Source organism: Novosphingobium mississippiense (genome assembly GCF_044029535.1).
Classification (GTDB): domain Bacteria; phylum Pseudomonadota; class Alphaproteobacteria; order Sphingomonadales; family Sphingomonadaceae; genus Novosphingobium.
Genome location: NZ_CP147001.1, coordinates 561,925 through 577,787 on the forward strand (window position 1 = coordinate 561,925; position 15,863 = coordinate 577,787).

11 protein-coding genes and 1 pseudogene are annotated in these 15,863 nt (G+C 65.6%); 9 read left to right on the top strand and 3 right to left on the bottom strand.

The window, feature by feature from the left end:
- Positions 1-43: 43 nt before the first annotated feature.
- The 5 genes from WBP06_RS02650 (at position 44) to WBP06_RS02670 (ending at position 6,530) form a co-directional block, all read left to right on the top strand.
- Complete coding sequence (locus WBP06_RS02650) at positions 44-1,573, top strand: glycosyl transferase family protein (RefSeq protein WP_395331592.1); 1,530 nt, start codon at positions 44-46, stop codon at positions 1,571-1,573.
- Positions 1,570-2,898, top strand: coding sequence for a hypothetical protein (locus tag WBP06_RS02655; protein ID WP_395331594.1), 1,329 nt, complete (start codon positions 1,570-1,572; stop codon positions 2,896-2,898). Before WBP06_RS02650 ends, WBP06_RS02655 begins: the two co-directional genes overlap by 4 nt.
- A 47-nt stretch (positions 2,899-2,945) precedes the next feature.
- Entirely contained in the window at positions 2,946-3,860 is a 915-nt protein-coding gene (locus WBP06_RS02660; RefSeq protein WP_395331596.1) for a sulfite exporter TauE/SafE family protein, read from the top strand.
- Entirely contained in the window at positions 3,857-4,621 is a 765-nt protein-coding gene (locus WBP06_RS02665; protein ID WP_395331598.1) for a TIGR02186 family protein, read from the top strand. The genes WBP06_RS02660 and WBP06_RS02665 overlap by 4 nt, the downstream gene beginning before the upstream one ends.
- Before the next feature lie 121 nt (positions 4,622-4,742).
- Positions 4,743-6,530, top strand: a complete 1,788-nt coding sequence (locus tag WBP06_RS02670) for an ATP-binding protein (protein WP_395331600.1) — start codon at positions 4,743-4,745, stop codon at positions 6,528-6,530.
- Positions 6,531-6,565: 35 nt separating this feature from the next.
- Here WBP06_RS02670 and WBP06_RS02675 read toward each other — a convergent pair whose 3' ends face one another.
- From WBP06_RS02675 to WBP06_RS02685, 3 genes and pseudogenes are all read right to left on the bottom strand, one after another.
- The gene (locus tag WBP06_RS02675) at positions 6,566-7,996 is read right to left on the bottom strand and encodes an MATE family efflux transporter (RefSeq protein ID WP_395331602.1); all 1,431 of its coding nucleotides are present in this window, start codon (positions 7,994-7,996) and stop codon (positions 6,566-6,568) included.
- 8 nt (positions 7,997-8,004) lie between these two features.
- The gene (locus WBP06_RS02680; RefSeq protein ID WP_395331604.1) at positions 8,005-8,751 is read right to left on the bottom strand and encodes a 7-carboxy-7-deazaguanine synthase QueE; all 747 of its coding nucleotides are present in this window, start codon (positions 8,749-8,751) and stop codon (positions 8,005-8,007) included.
- 418 nt (positions 8,752-9,169) lie between these two features.
- Positions 9,170-11,852: pseudogene (locus tag WBP06_RS02685) on the bottom strand (valine--tRNA ligase).
- 174 nt (positions 11,853-12,026) lie between these two features.
- Between WBP06_RS02685 and WBP06_RS02690 the strand changes: the two are divergent.
- The 4 genes from WBP06_RS02690 to WBP06_RS02705 are packed head-to-tail and all read left to right on the top strand — an operon-like array spanning position 12,027 to position 15,665.
- Entirely contained in the window at positions 12,027-13,142 is a 1,116-nt protein-coding gene (locus WBP06_RS02690; protein ID WP_395331606.1) for an MlaE family lipid ABC transporter permease subunit, read from the top strand.
- Positions 13,139-14,056 carry an ABC transporter ATP-binding protein gene (locus tag WBP06_RS02695; RefSeq protein WP_395331609.1) on the top strand — a complete coding sequence of 306 codons (918 nt, stop codon included), beginning with the start codon at positions 13,139-13,141 and terminating at the stop codon, positions 14,054-14,056. The genes WBP06_RS02690 and WBP06_RS02695 overlap by 4 nt, the downstream gene beginning before the upstream one ends.
- An 11-nt stretch (positions 14,057-14,067) precedes the next feature.
- On the top strand, positions 14,068-15,006 hold the full coding sequence (locus tag WBP06_RS02700) for an MlaD family protein (RefSeq protein WP_395331611.1): 939 nt from the start codon (positions 14,068-14,070) through the stop codon (positions 15,004-15,006).
- A 23-nt stretch (positions 15,007-15,029) separates the two neighbouring features.
- Complete coding sequence (locus WBP06_RS02705; RefSeq protein ID WP_395331613.1) at positions 15,030-15,665, top strand: ABC-type transport auxiliary lipoprotein family protein; 636 nt, start codon at positions 15,030-15,032, stop codon at positions 15,663-15,665.
- Positions 15,666-15,863 lie beyond the last annotated feature (198 nt).

The following is a 15,863-nucleotide window of genomic DNA, read 5'->3' on the forward strand; positions in this document are numbered from 1 at the left end:
TGCTCCACCGGGCTGCCGTCTTGCCGGGGTTCGGGGGGACTACGTGATAACAGCTGGTGTGATCGATCAGGCGCTCGCCTGCCTGCAGCATGTCGAGCAGGAACTTTTGCTTTTCACGGCATTCTGGCTCCTGATGGGGGCCTGTGACGATCTGGGAACGGATGTCGCGTGGCTGTGGCTGCGGCTTACGGGCAGGGCGCGCAGCGTCCGCCTTTCGAGCGAGGCTTGTGATGCGCCTTTGACCGGGCGCGTCGCGATCCTTGTGGCGGCCTGGCATGAGGATGAGGTTATCGGCCACACCATCCGGCACGCGCTCGCCGCATGGCGGCAGCAGGATTTTCGCCTCTATATCGGCTGCTATGCCAACGATCCCGCCACGCTGGCGGCGGCAATGGACGGCGTGGGGCAGGATACGCGCGTGCGCCTGGTGGTTCACTCCCGCCATGGGCCCACCACCAAGGCCGATTGCCTGAACCGCCTCTATGACGCGCTTTGCGAGGATGAGCGGCGCTGGGGGCAGGCATTCCGCTGCGTGGTGCTCCACGATGCGGAGGACATGGTCCATTCCGCCGAACTGACCGTGATCGATCGCACGCTGGACCATGCCGATTTCGTCCAATTGCCGGTCCGCGCCGAACGCGAGGCGCGGTCGCGCTGGGTGGCGGGGCACTATCTGGACGAATTTGCCGAAGCTCATGGCAAGTCGCTGGTGGTGCGCGATGCGCTGGGCGCGGCCTTGCCGGCGGCGGGTGTGGGCTGTGGTTTTTCCCGTACGATGCTGGCCCGGATCGCGGGGCAGCGGGTGGCGGCCGGGGGTAAGGGGCCGTTCGCGGCCGAATGCCTTACCGAGGACTATGAACTGGGCGTGCTGGTCTGGCGCGAGGGCGGCAAGGGGCGCTTCGTGCGGGCGCGCGATCCGCAGGGCCGACTGGTCGCCACGCGGGCCTATTTCCCGGACAGGCTGGAGGATTCGGTGCGCCAGAAGACGCGCTGGATCCACGGCATCGCCTTCCAGTCGTGGGATCGTCTGGGCTGGAGCCGGATCGACGGTCGTGCAGGCCTGGGTGCGAGCATGGCCGATGTCTGGATGGCGCTGCGCGATCGTCGCGGGCCGCTGACGGCGGTGATTCTGGCGGCAAGCTATCTGCTGATCGTTGTGGAGGCCGCGTTGGCGGTGCTTCGCCTCAGCGGTTGGCAGATCGCGCCGATGCAATCGCCGGTGCTGCGGATCATGCTGGTGGCCTGCGCGATCAGCCTGGTGTGGCGCTGCGCCTTCCGGGCGCTGTTCACGGCGCGCGAATATGGGGCGATGGAGGGCTTTCTGGCGGTTCTGCGCCTGCCGGTTGCCAATATCATCGCGATACTCGCCACGCGCCGGGCCTTGACCAGTTATGTGCGGACATTGGCAGGGGGCGCGGTCGTCTGGGACAAGACGCGCCACGCGGCCCATCCTGCGGCCCATCCCACAGGGGTTCCGACCGAACGGCAGCGGGCGCCACAACATCGGCCCGCCATGGCCGTTCCGTCGATGCGCGGCGTTGCCGCGCCCGATGCCATGCGGACGGCAGCATGATGGGCGGGCGGATGCGCGGGCAACCCGTCGTCGCTCTGCTTGCCGTGCTGTGCGGATGGGCAGGCGGGCGGCTTTCGGCATGGGATGCGGAACCATCGATCGCGGCGCCCGCGGCGAATGCTGCAATTTCCGGCGCGGAAGGGCAGGGCGGCTACCGCGTCGATCCGGCAGTGGGGCCTCAGTCATTAGCTGGACAGGCGCTAGGCAGTCCTGCGCTTGCCGATGGATATGGGGCGGAGCCACCGCCGATCTACGGTCTGATCCCGGGCTACGAAGGCCGGCAATATTGGCAACCGGGCGCGATGATGCCGCGCGGAGCGGTGCTGCGGCAGGTTCGCGTCGCTGGATATCCAGGTGGCGTGGCCTACGTTCTCGTACCCGGCCCGGCGGGGCATGGGGGAGGCTGGCCGGTTGCGGAGCGCGATCCGGCGCTGTTCGCGCAGGGGGATGTTGGCGGTGAACCGGTTACGAACTGGACGGCAGGCGACACGGGACGCGACTTTCCGCAAACGCCGACCGGCGCCGTTACGGCCCGGCGACTGCCGGCCGGTCTGCCATCCTTCGCCCTGCTTTCCACGCCCTTGCCGATCGACGCGCCTGCGGGTGCCGGCCAGGTCGCGCCGCCGGAGGCGCAGGATGGCGCCGCGCGGCCCGCGTTCGCGTTGAAGCGGTGGTCCGCCGATTCCTGGGCGCTGCTGCGCGGCAACGGCGCCGGGCCGTTGGCGAATGGCGCGCTGCCGGCCACGTACGGCGCGAGCCAGACGGGCGCGATCGTCCGCTATCGACTGGCGCGGCAGTCCCCCTATCGGCCTGAAGTCTATCTGCGGACGACGACCACTCTGGGGCAGACCCAGCACGAAATCGCCACCGCAATCGGCCTTGCGGCGCGCCCCGTGCCGGCATTCCCGGTGGTGGCGGCGCTGGAGGCGCGGCTGACCCAGCAGACCGGCCAGCATTGGGTTCAGCCGGTCGCCATGGCGATCACGGCGCTGCCGCCGTTCGAACTGCCGCACCGGCTGCGTGGGGAAACTTATGCCCAGGCCGGCTATGTCGGGGGTAAGTTCGCGACACCTTTTGCGGAAGGTCAGCTTCGCGTCGATCACGGCCTGTTCACTCTGGCCCGCGCGGAAACCCGGCTTGGCGGCGGGTTGTGGGGCGGCGTCCAGAAGGGGGCGGGCAGGCTGGATGCCGGTCCTTCGGCAACCTTGGCGCTGCCGCTGGCAAAGAACGTGTTCGGACGTCTGGCCGTCGATTGGCGGTTCCGCGTTGCAGGAGACGCCAAACCGGACTCCGGACCGGCGGTGACTCTTTCCGCAGGTTTCTGATTCGCGGCTTTTCTCCGCTGCCGTGCTGCGTTAGCGAGAGAACTGGAATGGATGTATATCTTCCCATCGCCAATCTCTCGGTCAACGGTCTGGTCATCGTTGCGCTGGGTGCACTGACAGGAATCCTGTCGGGAATGTTCGGCGTGGGCGGCGGCTTCCTGACCACGCCGCTGATGATCTTCTACGGTATTCCCCCCACGGTCGCGGCGGCTTCTGCCGCCAGCCAGGTGACGGGGGCCAGCGTTTCGGGCGTCTTTGCCCATGCGAAGCGGGGCGGGGTGGATTACCTGATGGGCTCGGTCATGGTGTTCGGCGGCATCGTCGGCACCGGGATCGGCGCACTGCTGTTCAATGTGCTGGCGCGGCTTGGCCAGATCGATACCGTGATCAACATCCTTTACGTGGTCATGCTCGGCTCCATCGGCAGCCTGATGGCCAAGGAGAGCATCCAGGGGATCCGGGCGGAGCGCAGCGGCGTGCCGATCGCCGCGCGCAAACGGCGGCACCACCCGATGGTCGCCAGCCTGCCGATGCGCTGGCGCTTCTATCGATCCGGCCTCTACATCTCGCCGCTGGCGCCGCTGCTGCTGGGGATCGCCACCGGCATTCTGACGATGCTGATGGGCATCGGTGGCGGCTTCATCCTGGTTCCGGCGATGCTCTACATATTGGGCATGAGCGCCAACGTCGTTGTCGGCACCTCGCTCTGGCAGATCCTGTTCACGACGATCGCGACGACCATGATGCACGCGATGACCACGCACGCGGTGGATATCGTGCTTGCCTCGCTGCTGCTGTTCGGTTCGGTCACCGGGGCGCAGATGGGCGCCCAACTCGCGCAGAAGGCCAGCCCGGTGAAATTGCGCCTGATCCTGGCGGTGATCGTGCTGCTGGTCGCGGCGCGCATGGCCCTCGGGCTTGGCTATCGGCCGGACGAAATCTACACGGTCGCGCCGTTGTGAAGGCTCTTGCCGCATCCGCCTTCGCGCTTCTGGCAACGGTTCTGCTGGGCGGTGCGCGCGATCCGATCCTGGTGCCCGAAGTTTCGCAACACGAAGTGGCCCTGCAGCAGGGCTTCACCGGCACCGAACTGCTGCTGTTCGGTGCGATCCTGACGCCGGAGGGGTCGCGTGCGGCGCAGGACTACGACATCGTGGTGGTGCTCAAGGGGCCGACCCAGTCGATCGTCCTGCGCGAAAAACGCAAGGTGGCCGGGGTCTGGATCAATGCAGACAGCACCGAACTGCGCTCCGCGCCTTCGTACTATGCGATCGCCTCGACCCGTCCGATCGCCCGGATCGTCGACGACAAGACGGCGGCGATCTACGAACTGGGCCTCAAGTGGCTGCAACTCTCGCCGATCGGTGCGATCGATCCGGACGAGCAGACTCGCTTCGCCAACGGCCTGGTAGACCTCAACCGCCGCAATGGCCTCTATCGTGAGGACGAAGGTGGCGTGAAGGTCAGCGAGCAGGTGCTCTACCAGGCCCGCATCGGCCTGCCCTCACGCGTGCCCACGGGCACCTACACGGCCGAGACCTTCGCGGTATCGAAAGGGCGCGTGGTGGCATCTGCCAGCAGCCAGGTGGAGGTGCGCAAGCTGGGCATGGAGCGGGCGATCGCCGGTTTCGCCGAGAACTACGGCTTTGCCTATGGCCTGCTGGCGGTGGTGGTCTCGGTAGGCATGGGCTGGATCGCGGGACGCCTGTTCGCGCTGCGCTGAAGCACCGGCAAAGGCTGGCACTGAGACTTTTGTACGAGCGCGATCTTAGCTGGAAATTAACTGGCCGGTCATAGCTCTCGATGGCCCGGAATTTTCCTTCCGGTACCGTTTCGAGGGCACAATGAACCAGATGCAGATGGAAGGCTTCGATCCCGCGCGCGCGCCGCAGGCCGGGCAACCGGCAGCGCAGCACCCGGGGCAGGCTACGGCGCAGGGCGCCGGGGGGCAAGCCAACGTGCATCCGGCCACCGGTGCCCCCAATCCTCACGCGCACGCCGCAGCCCAGCGACAGGCGCCGCGTCTGGACACCGGACGCGAACCGATCGGCGTGATCCTGGAGATTTCGGGCGCCGGCACGCGCATCGCGCTGGACATCAACCGGTTGGGCGAAGTGATGAAGGATGGCGATCCTTCGGTCGCGCAGTCCGGGCAAGTCGGCAGCCAGGTGAAGATCCGCGTCGGCAACGGCTGGCTGCTGGCCAGCATCCGCAATCAGAAGAGCGACAGCAAGATTCCCGGCGGAATCGTGGCCGAGGCGGACTTTCTGGGCGAGGGCAGCGAGGAGCGGCTGACCGGGCGCATTCACGGCTTCCGCCGCGGCGTCACCTTCTATCCCTCCCCAGGTGCGCTGGTCTATCCCGCGACGACCGAGGATTTGCGTCAGATCTACGCGAGTGACGGACGCAGCGCGATCCAGATCGGCAACGTCTATCCCACCAAGGACATCCGCGCGGGCCTTTATGTCGACGCGCTGCTGGGCAAGCACTTCGCGCTGCTGGGCTCCACCGGCACCGGCAAGTCGACCAGCGCGGCACTGATCCTGCATCGCATCTGCGACCATGCGCCGGAGGGTCACATCATCATGATCGACCCGCACGGAGAGTATGCGTCCGCGTTCCGCAATACCGGCGTGATCCTCGACGTGTCGAACCTGCAGATGCCGTATTGGTTGATGAACTTCGAGGAGCATTGCGAGATCCTGCTGACCTCGCGCGGGGACGATCGCCAGCTGGATACCGAGATCCTCGGCAAGTGCCTGCTGGAAGCGCGCGGTAAAAGCCGGCTGGCCGAACAGCTGGGCAAGATCACCGTGGATTCGCCGATCCCCTATCTGCTGTCCGACCTGTCCATCATCCTCAACAACCACATGGGCAAGCTGGACAAGGGCCACTCCAGCGCGCCCTACATGCGCATCAAGAACAAGCTTGATGAGATGAAGGGCGATCCGCGTTACCAGTTCATGTTCTCCGGCATGCTGGTGGGCGATACGATGGCGGAGTTCATCTCCAAGGTCTTCCGCCTGCCCTCGAACGGGCGGCCGATCTCGATCATCGACGTTTCGGGCGTGCCTTCGGACATCACCAGCACCGTCGTCGCCGTGCTCAGCCGCATGGTCTTCGACTATGCGATCTGGGGGCGTGAGGAGAAGACGCGGCCGATCCTGCTCGTCTGCGAGGAAGCGCACCGCTATGTGCCCAGCGAGAAGAACGCCGACGGCTCCTCGGTAGGCCGCATCCTCTCGCGTATCGCCAAGGAGGGCCGCAAGTACGGCATCTCGCTGGGCCTGATCACCCAGCGCCCTTCCGACCTTGCCGAGGGTGTGCTGTCGCAGTGCGGCACGATCATCTCGATGCGCCTCAACAACGATCGCGACCAGGCCTTCGTCCGCGCGGCCATGCCTGAGGGCGCGCGCGGGTTCCTCGATTCCATCCCCGCGCTGCGCAACCGCGAATGCATCATCTGCGGAGAGGGTGTGACGATCCCGATCCGCGTCTCGTTCGACGAGCTTGAAGAGTACAAGCGGCCCGCCTCGGCCGACCCTTCGTTCACCGAACTGTGGAACAGCTCGGGCGGCGAGGAAGAGTCCGTCCTGCGCACCGTCCAGCGCTGGCGCGCGCAGGGCCGTTAATCGACCAGGGCGCCGGTGTTCGCCGGCGCCTCAATTCACAGGTCGAAGGCCGCGCGCCATTTGCCCCAGCGGTAGTAGGCCAAGGTCAGCGCCACGGTCAGCGCGGAGCCGACCGGGTAGGACCACCACAGCGCCTCACTGCCGATCACCGGATAGGCGAGGTGATAGAAGCCCAGACGGCCCGGATAGAGCCCCAGGAACATGATGATCAGCGGCACCACCACCGCCCCATAGGCGCGCAGCGTGCCGGTGAGGATCATGGTGATGGACACGATCACGAACGAGGCGGTGCAGACCAGCTGGATATGCCGTGCAATCGGCATCGCCGGGCTGTCTCCGCCCAGGAACAGCGCCAGCAGCGGGTGGTCGAACACCACGATCAGCGCGGCCATCAGCGTCGACAGCGCCAGGTTGGTGACAAGGCCGATCTCGGTCACCTTGCCCACGCGGCCGTGGTCGTGCGCGCCCAGCGACTGCGCGACCATCGCGCTGACCGCGGAACCGATCGCCATCGCCGGCATCTGCAGGTAGTTCCACAGCTGCAGCGAAGCGCCATAGGCGGCCGCCGCGTCCAACCCTTCGCGGTTGACGAGGCTGACCATGATGAGGCCGGCTGAGGATACCAGCAGCATCTGCGCGCCCATCGGCAGACCCTTCAGGATCACGTACTTCAACTCGCTGCCACGCGGGATCAGGTAGCCCAGTTCCGCGCCGCGCAGGCGCATCGGCAGGTCCTTGCGGTAGATCGTCCAGACCTGGAACACGAGGCCCGCGAAATTGGCGAAAGCGGTGGATAGCGCCGACCCGGCGATCCCCAGTGTGGGCAGGGGGCCGGGGCCGATGATCAGCAGGGGGTTCAGGATCACGTCCAGCGCCACCGTCAGGATCATTGCATAGAGCGGCGTCTTCGAATCGCCGGCGCCGCGCATGCCCATCGACACCATCAGCGAGAGCGAGCCCAGCGGCAACGTCACGAAGATCACGCGCAGATAGGCCAGTGCCTCGATCCGGCTCTGGCCCGGCGTGCCCAGCGCGTGCAGCAGCGCGTCCGCGCCGAACCAGCCGGCAAGGCCGCAGCCGATCGCCAGCAGCGAACAGAAGCCGACGCCCGATCCGAAGGTCTTTCGCGCCGCATCGATATCGCGCGCGCCGAAATGCTGGCCCACGCGCACCGTGGTGGCCATGCCGAAGCCGAACACCAGCGCGATCATCAGGAACATGATGATGTTGGCATTGGCCGTCGCCGCCAGCGCGCTTTCGCCCAGTAGCCGGCCGACCCAGATCGCATTGACCGATCCGTTCAGCGTCTGGAGGACGTTCGAGATCAGCATCGGGATCGAGAACACCAGCAGCGTCTTCAGGATCGGGCCCTGCGTCAGGTCGCCCTTCATGCGCTGCTGCTGCGCCGGGGTTTCAGGTTCCCCCGGCTCGGTTTCCCCGACGGGAATCGGCGATGCTTCGTTCATATGTCCCCTTACGTGCCCCGCGTATCGCCCCAGATGTGGATGTGCAGGCGGTCCGTGAAGCGATAGCCTTCGCGCGTGCATAAATCCGAGAGCCAACCCGAACGTTGCCTGATGACATCGCTGGAGCGTCCCTCCGGCATCAGGAATAGCCGTGCGCGCGGGATCGCGTAAGTGTCCCTAAGCGCTTCCACTTCTTCCACGTCGGCCGGTTCCGCCACCACGAACTTGAAGTAGGCGCGCGGATCGGCGGCCCATGCGGCCAGCCGTTCGGGCACCAGCGCCAGCTCTGCCGGATTGCCGCTGTGCGCCAGCTTCGGGCTGACGTTGTACTGCTGCACCCGGGCATCGAGCGCGGCGTGCGGGGCGACCGATCCGTTGGTCTCGATCTCCACATGCATTCCCGGCCGCACCTCGTCGAGCGCGGCCAGCATCCGCGCCAGTTGCGGGCCCTGCAGCAGCGGCTCGCCGCCGGTGATGACCAAGCGGTCGGGCGGCAGGTCCGCCACCATCTGCGCTACGTCCGCCTCTTCGGCCATGACCTGATTGGCCTTGCGCTCGAAGGCCAGATCGTCGCGGTGGAAGCGATTGTCGCCGGTGAAGCGCCAGGTGTAGGCCGTATCGCACCACTGGCAGGCAAGGTTGCAGCGCGAGAGGCGGACGAACGTGCTCGGCCGCCCCATGCTGGGGCCTTCGCCCTGAAGCGAGGCGAAGATCTCGGGTTCGCCGGGGGTGGTGGTGGCAAGCGCAAGCGTCACGGAAAATCTCGAATGCAAGTTTACGGTTTCGGGGCGGGCGGTTGACACAGTTTACACGGTACAGGGGAAAAAGTGTCACCTTGTGTCGGAGGTGTCACCTTGTGGCTGTTGTCGAGGGGGGAGAGCAGGGCGGTCACGCGCGGAAAAGTGGCAGATGCGCGTGGGGTAGGAAAACGAATTCATGGAGAGCAGACCGGGAACGAGGCCTGCAAAACCAAAACTCCGTCATCCCCGCGTAGGCGGGGATCCCGCTTTCCTTTTTTGAGCACGCGGAGGCGCGGAGGCACGGAGAAGTGGATTGCGGCCCTGTCTCTCCGCGCCTCCGCGTCTCCGCGTGGAACCAGAAAAGCGGGGCCCCCGCCTTCGCGGGGGCGACGAGGGAATGGGGCGTTGTTAGCCCCACTCCCTCCGCTTCATCTTAGCCCAATCGCGCCAGCGCGGCCGCCAGACGCTCCGCCTCGGCCGAGTGGTGCGCCTGATCGGCACGGGCCTTTTCGATCGCTTCCGGCTTGGCCTTCTCGACGAAGGCCGGGTTGCCCAGACGCTTGTTCGAGCGAGTCCCGTTCCTTGACCGAAGCGGCCATCGCCTTTTCCAGACGGGCCTTCTCGGCGGCGATGTCGATTACGCCTTCCAGCGGGATCGCGAGGGTCGCGTCGCCCGCGCCAACCTGCATGGCGGCACCGGCGGGAGCAGTCTCGAAGTGGATCGCATCCAGACGGGCCAGACGGTCGATCGCGGTGCCGTTACGGCCGATCACCGCGCGGGTCGCGTCCGAGGGATCGGCGACATAGGCGGTCAGGCGCGCGCCCGGTGCGATGCCGAGCTCGGACTTGGCGCCGCGCAGGTTGCCGATCAGCGCGATCAGCCATTCGACTTCGGCCTTGGCCCCGGCATCCACCTTGGCTTCCGGCGCAGGCCATGCGGCGACGATCAGGTCGTTTTCGCGCGTGCCCATCTTGCTCCACAGCTCTTCGGTGACGAAGGGCATGAAGGGGTGAAGCATGACGAGGATCTGGTCGAGCACCCAGCCGGCGACGGCCTTGGTTTCCTCATCGAAGTTGCCCTTGATGAGTTCGATGTACCAGTCGCAGAACTGGTTCCACACGAAGTGGTAGATCGCATTGGCAGCCGCGTCGAAGCGCAAGTCGGCCATCGCCTTGTCCAGCGCGGCGACGGTCTCGACGACTTCGCCGATGATCCACTTGTTGACCGCGGAGGTCGCTTCGGGCGCCTTGACCGAGGTGCTGGCGACGATGCCGTTGGACTGGCAGAAGCGCGCGGCGTTCCACAGCTTCGTGGCGAAGTTGCGGTACCCTTCGACGCGCTTTTCATCCATCTTCACGTCGCGGCCCTGGCTCTCCATGGCGGCCATGAAGAAGCGCAGCGCGTCGGCGCCGTATTTGTCGATCAGGCCCAACGGATCGACCACGTTGCCCTTGGACTTCGACATCTTCTGGCCATCGGCGGCGCGGACGAGGCCATGGAGGTAGAGCCGCTTCCACGGCACTTCCTTCATGAAGTGAATCCCCTGCATCGCCATGCGCGCATCCCAGAAGAACAGGATGTCGAAGCCGGAGACGAGCAGGTCGTTCGGATAGTGCTTCTTCAGCAGCGGCGCATCTTCATCGGGCCAGCCGAGCGTGGCGAAAGGCCAGAGCGCGGAGGAGAACCAGGTGTCCAGCACGTCGTTGTCGCGGGTCAGCTTCTTGTTGCCGGCCTGCGCCTGTGCTTCTTCCTCGGTTTCGGCGACGAAGATTTCGCCGTCCTCCGAATACCACGCCGGGATGCGGTGGCCCCACCAAAGCTGACGGGACACGCACCAGGGCTGGATGTTCTCCATCCAGTTGAAGAAGGTCTTTTCCCAGGTCTTGGGAACGATCTCGATCGCGCCCGAGCGGACGGCTTCCATCGGCGGGCCGGCAAGGGTCTGCGCATCGACGTACCACTGGTCGGTCAGCCAGGGTTCGATGACGACGCCGCTGCGGTCGCCGAACGGGGTCTGGATCACGCGATCCTCGACCTTTTCGAGCAGCCCGTCGTCTTCCAGGAACGCGACGATCGCCTTGCGCGCCTCGAACCGGTCCATGCCGATGAACTGCGCGGGGACGAGGCCGTCCTGCGTCTGGCAGACATGGGCATCGGCATCGAGCATGTTGAGCATGTCGCCGGCCTTGAAGCCTGCGCGCTTGCCCACCTCGAAGTCGTTGAAGTCATGACCCGGGGTGATCTTCACCGCGCCCGAACCCAGTTCGGGATCGGCGTGTTCGTCCGCGACGATCGGGATTTCGCGGCCGGTGAGGGGCAGGGTGACGGTGGCGCCGCGCGCCAGCAGGCCCTTGTAGCGCTCGTCCTCCGGGTTCACGGCCACGGCCATGTCGGCCAGCATCGTCTCGGGGCGGGTGGTGGCGACGTGGATGTAGCCCGAACCGTCCGAAAGCGGATACTTGATGTGCCAGAAGTGGCCGTTGGTCTCGCGCGTCTCGACCTCAAGGTCGGAAATGGCGGTGCGGAACTTCGGGTCCCAGTTCACCAGACGCTTGTCGCGATAGATCAGGCCCTGCTTGTGCAGGTCCACGAAGACCTTGACCACGGCCTTGGTGAAGTGCGGGTCCATCGTGAACTGTTCGCGGCTCCAGTCCATCGAGCAGCCCAGGCGGCGCAGCTGGCCGGTGATGGTGCCGCCGGATTCGGCCTTCCATTCCCAGACCTTCTCGATGAACTGTTCACGCGTGTAGTTCGCGCGCTTGTCCTGCTTCGCTTCCATCTGGCGTTCGACCACCATCTGCGTGGCGATGCCGGCATGGTCGGTGCCGACCACCCAGAGCGCGTCCTTGCCCTTCAGGCGCTCGTGACGGATCACGATATCCTGCAGCGTATTGTCCAGCGCGTGGCCGATGTGGAGCGAACCGGTGACGTTCGGCGGCGGGTTCACGATGGTGAACGGCTGCGCGTCAGGGCGCTCGGGGCGGAACAGCCCTTCGCCTTCCCAGTGCTGGTACCACTTCGCCTCGATCTGGGCGGGGTCGAAAGTCTTGTTGAGCCCAGAATCGGGCCCAGATTCGAAAGCGGCTTCGGGTGCGGTTTCTGGAGTGTCGGTCATGGCGCGGCGCTTTGCCAGTGCGGCGTCTCGCGCGCAAGTGCGCGTAGGGAACGGGGCGGGCCTGCCATCAAATTGCCACGGACTATTCCCAGACAGACTCTTGCGAAATCAACAATCCGTCGCAGCCGGGGAACCCCTTGCCGGTACAGGCATTTTCCCCCAATACGAGCGCACATGCGGGAATGGGCTGAATTCACTCTGTCGGGAAGCGACAACGATGGCGTCCGCACGGTGGCGCTGGCGGGGCCGCTTTGCGTGCATTCGCTGGGCAATCTGGATGCCAAGATGGCCGAGTGCGGCGGTCCGGTGAACCGGATCGACATGTCCGGCGTGACCGATATCGACACCACTGGCGCCTGGCTGGTCAAGCGTTTCGCCGAAGAGCACAAAGTTGAAATCGTTGGGCAAAGCGATGCGGCCAAGCGGCTGTTCACGGCCATCGGCCGGATGCCCGAGGACGAATCCAAGGTGGAGCCGCGCCCCGGCCTGCTGATGCGCACGCTGGGCGAATTCGGCGACGTGATCGTCAATTGGGGCAGGGGGCTGGTCAAGGCCGTCGGCTTCCTGGGCGAACTGATCCTGGCGCTGGGCGTGGCGATCCGCCACCCGTCGCGCCTGCGCGGCACGGCGCTGGTCTTCCACATGCAGCATGTGGGCATCAACTCGCTGTGGATCATCGGCTTGATGAGCTTCCTGATCGGCATCGTCATCGCCCAGCAGGGCGCGGTGCAGCTGGCGCAGTTCGGTGCGGAGATCTACACGATCAACCTTACCGGCCGCCTTGCCATGCGCGAACTGGGCATCCTGATGACCGCGATCATGGTCGCCGGTCGCTCCGGTTCCGCCTTCGCGGCGCAGATCGGCACGATGAAGCTGACCGAGGAAGTGGACGCCATGCGCACGATCGGCGTCTCGCCGATGCAGGCGCTGGTGGTGCCGCGCGTGCTGGCCGCGATGCTGATGATGCCGCTGCTGGGATTCTATTCCACCGTGCTGGCGATCATCGGCGGCGCCTTCATCGCCAATTTCGCGCTCGACATTCCATTCTGGACCTTCCTCCAGCGCACGCAGGAAGTGGTGCCGGTCACCGATATCTGGGTGGGCCTGCTCAAAGCGCCGGTCTTCGCGCTGATCGTGGCGCTGGCGGGCTGCTACCAGGGTATGCAGGTCACCTCCAATGCGGAGGAGGTTGGCCAGCGCACCACGCAGGCAGTGGTTACGGCCATTTTCACCGTGATCGTGCTCGACGCGTTCTTCGCGATCTTCTTTACCAAGATCGGCTGGCAATGACCGACCTTTCCAGCGAAACCGAAACCAGGGATGCCGTGGACGCAGCGGGCCGTCCGGAGGCGAACGCAGAATATCCGATCGTCGTCGAAGGGCTGACCAATGCCTTCGACGGCTTCGTGGTGCATGACAACCTGTCGCTCAAGGTCCGCAAGGGCGAGATTCTGGGCGTGGTGGGCGGCTCCGGCACCGGCAAGTCGGTGCTGATGCGATCGATCATCGGGCTGCAGCAGCCGGAATCGGGCGATATCACCGTCCTTGGCCACCACATGGAGGATTCCACCGACGAGGAGGGCATCGACCTGCGTTCGCGCTGGGGTGTGCTGTTCCAGGGCGGTGCGCTGTTCTCCACGCTGACGGTGGGCGAGAATGTGGAAGTGCCGCTGAAGCAGTTCTTCCCCGAGATCGGTGATGAACTGCGCGCCGATATCGCGCGCTTCAAGGTGCGCCTTGCCGGCCTGTCCGAAGAGGCGGCGTACAAGTACCCCAACGAGCTTTCGGGCGGCATGAGGAAGCGTGCCGGGCTTGCCCGCGCGCTGGCGCTCGACCCGGAACTGCTGTTTCTGGACGAGCCGACCGCCGGGCTGGACCCGATCGGCGCCGCCGCTTTCGATCGGCTGACGCGCGGGCTGAAGGAGACGCTGGGCCTCACCGTGTTCCTGATCACCCACGATCTCGACACGCTGCACGCCATCTGCGACCGGGTGGCGGTGCTGGCGGACAAGAAAGTGATCGCGGTGGGCACGATCCCGGAGCTTCTGGCGCTCGACCACCCGTGGATTCAGGAATACTTCAACGGCCCCCGCGGCCGTGCGGCGTTGAGCGCCAAGGACGAGATTTCGGAAGGCGGTGCGGACGAACCGCTGATCGCCGCCGCAGCAGACAACACCGGCAATTCTGAAGAGCCGGGGGCATAGGGCACCAGAGTATGGAAACACGCGCCAATCACGTCTGGGTCGGAGCGGTCACGTTGGTGCTGCTTGCAGCGCTTGCTGCGTTCATCATCTGGATTGCCCGCCTGAACGAAGGCGCGCGCAACGAATACGACATCTTCTTTAAGCAGTCGGTAGACGGGCTGGCGAAGGGTTCGGGCGTCGATTATGCGGGCGTGCCGGTGGGCCAGATCCGCGAGATCGAGCTGTGGCCGCAGGATCCCAGCTTCGTGCGCGTGCGTATCCGGGTCGACAAGAAGGTGCCGGTTACCGTGGGCACCACGGCGACGATCCAGGGCAGCTTCACCGGCGTTTCCGACATCCAGCTGGAAGGGGCGGTGAAGGATGCCCCGCTGCTGACCGAGCCCGGCCCCGAAGGCGTGCCGGTGATCCCCACCAAGCGGGGTGGCCTGGGCGAGATCCTGTCCAACGCACCGCTGCTGCTGGAACGTCTGGCGACGCTGACCGAGAACCTGAACCTGCTGCTGTCCGAAGATAACCGGCGTTCGATCACCGGCATCCTCAAGAACACGGACAAGATGACCAAGGACCTTGCGTCCGCGTCGCCGGAAGTGCGCAAGACGCTGGTTCAGCTCCAGGGCACGCTCGACCAGGCGACCAAGACGCTCAACGCGTTCGAGGGCGTGGCCGGCAAGGCGGACAACCTGCTGGGCGATCAGGGCAACTCGCTGGCGGACCAGTTGCGCAAGACGCTGGCATCGGCGCAGAAGTCGATGGATACGCTGGACCAGACGCTGCAACACGCGCAGCCCGCGTTCGACAAGGTATCGGACCAGACGCTGCCCGCTGCAGAGGCCGCGATCCGCGACTTGCAGGCGACCAGCCGCGCCTTGCGCTCGGTAACCGAAAAGATCGACGAACAGGGCGCCGGCGCGCTGCTGAAGGGGCAGAAGCTGCCCACCTATAAGCCATGATGGGGCCAAGGATGCGAACTGAGATGCAAACCGCGAAAAGCAGCGCCACCGCAGGCAAGGCTGGCGTCCGCAAGGTTCTCGGCAGTGTTCTGGCGGTTGCGGCCTGCCTGGCGTTGCCCGGCTGCATCAGCCTGGCCGCCAAGCCGCCCGCGCAGCTGATCCGCCTGACGCCTGACGAAAGCGCGCCCGCCGGTTCGCAGGTCAGCGGCCAGTTGGCCGAAGCGATCGTCGTGCTCGATCCCGAATCCGATCGCAGCCTGGATACGCCGCGCGTGCCGGTGAAGATCGATGCCTCCAGCCTGTCCTACCTGAAGGACGCGTTCTGGACCGAAAAACCCGCGCGCCAGATGCGCACACTGCTGGCCGAAACCTTGCGCGCGCGCACCGGCCGCCTGGTGGTGGAAGGGCTGGATTTCGAAGGGCGCGGACAAGTGCAGATCGGCGGACGGCTGCTGGCGATGGGGTATGACGTGCCGACCCGTTCGGTGATCGTCCGTCTCGACGTGACCCGATCGGAACGCAATGGCCCGATCACCACGCGCCGGTTCGAAGCCAGCGTGCCCGATGTGAAGGCCGATGCCGCCGCTGTGGCGCCGGCGCTGAACCAGGCTGCCAACGACGTTGCCAAGCAGGCGGCCGATTGGATCAAGGGCACCTGAAAAGACTTGATGGAAATTGAGTGAAGGGCGGTAACAGTAATTGTCACCGCCCTTTGTGCATTTCAGCGTCGGTGTGAAATTTTTGTAGTCCGGTCGTTTATATTTGGCGGCATGATCCGCGTTGCAGACGCTTGAATTGCCGGACCCAGCATTTCCGCGGGTCGCGCCGACATTCTCGATTATTCCTGTGTGACCGGA

What these genes read in the sequence shown, in the direction of transcription:
- WBP06_RS02655 (WP_395331594.1), top strand. Translation starts at nt 1,570, where the DNA reads ATGATGGGCGGGCGGATGCGCGGGCAACCCGTCGTCGCTCTGCTTGCC.
- WBP06_RS02660 (WP_395331596.1), top strand. Translation starts at nt 2,946, where the DNA reads ATGGATGTATATCTTCCCATCGCCAATCTCTCGGTCAACGGTCTGGTC.
- WBP06_RS02670 (WP_395331600.1), top strand. Translation starts at nt 4,743, where the DNA reads ATGAACCAGATGCAGATGGAAGGCTTCGATCCCGCGCGCGCGCCGCAG.
- WBP06_RS02675 (WP_395331602.1), bottom strand. Translation starts at nt 7,996, where the DNA reads ATGAACGAAGCATCGCCGATTCCCGTCGGGGAAACCGAGCCGGGGGAA.
- WBP06_RS02690 (WP_395331606.1), top strand. Translation starts at nt 12,027, where the DNA reads ATGCGGGAATGGGCTGAATTCACTCTGTCGGGAAGCGACAACGATGGC.
- WBP06_RS02695 (WP_395331609.1), top strand. Translation starts at nt 13,139, where the DNA reads ATGACCGACCTTTCCAGCGAAACCGAAACCAGGGATGCCGTGGACGCA.
- WBP06_RS02700 (WP_395331611.1), top strand. Translation starts at nt 14,068, where the DNA reads ATGGAAACACGCGCCAATCACGTCTGGGTCGGAGCGGTCACGTTGGTG.
- WBP06_RS02705 (WP_395331613.1), top strand. Translation starts at nt 15,030, where the DNA reads ATGCAAACCGCGAAAAGCAGCGCCACCGCAGGCAAGGCTGGCGTCCGC.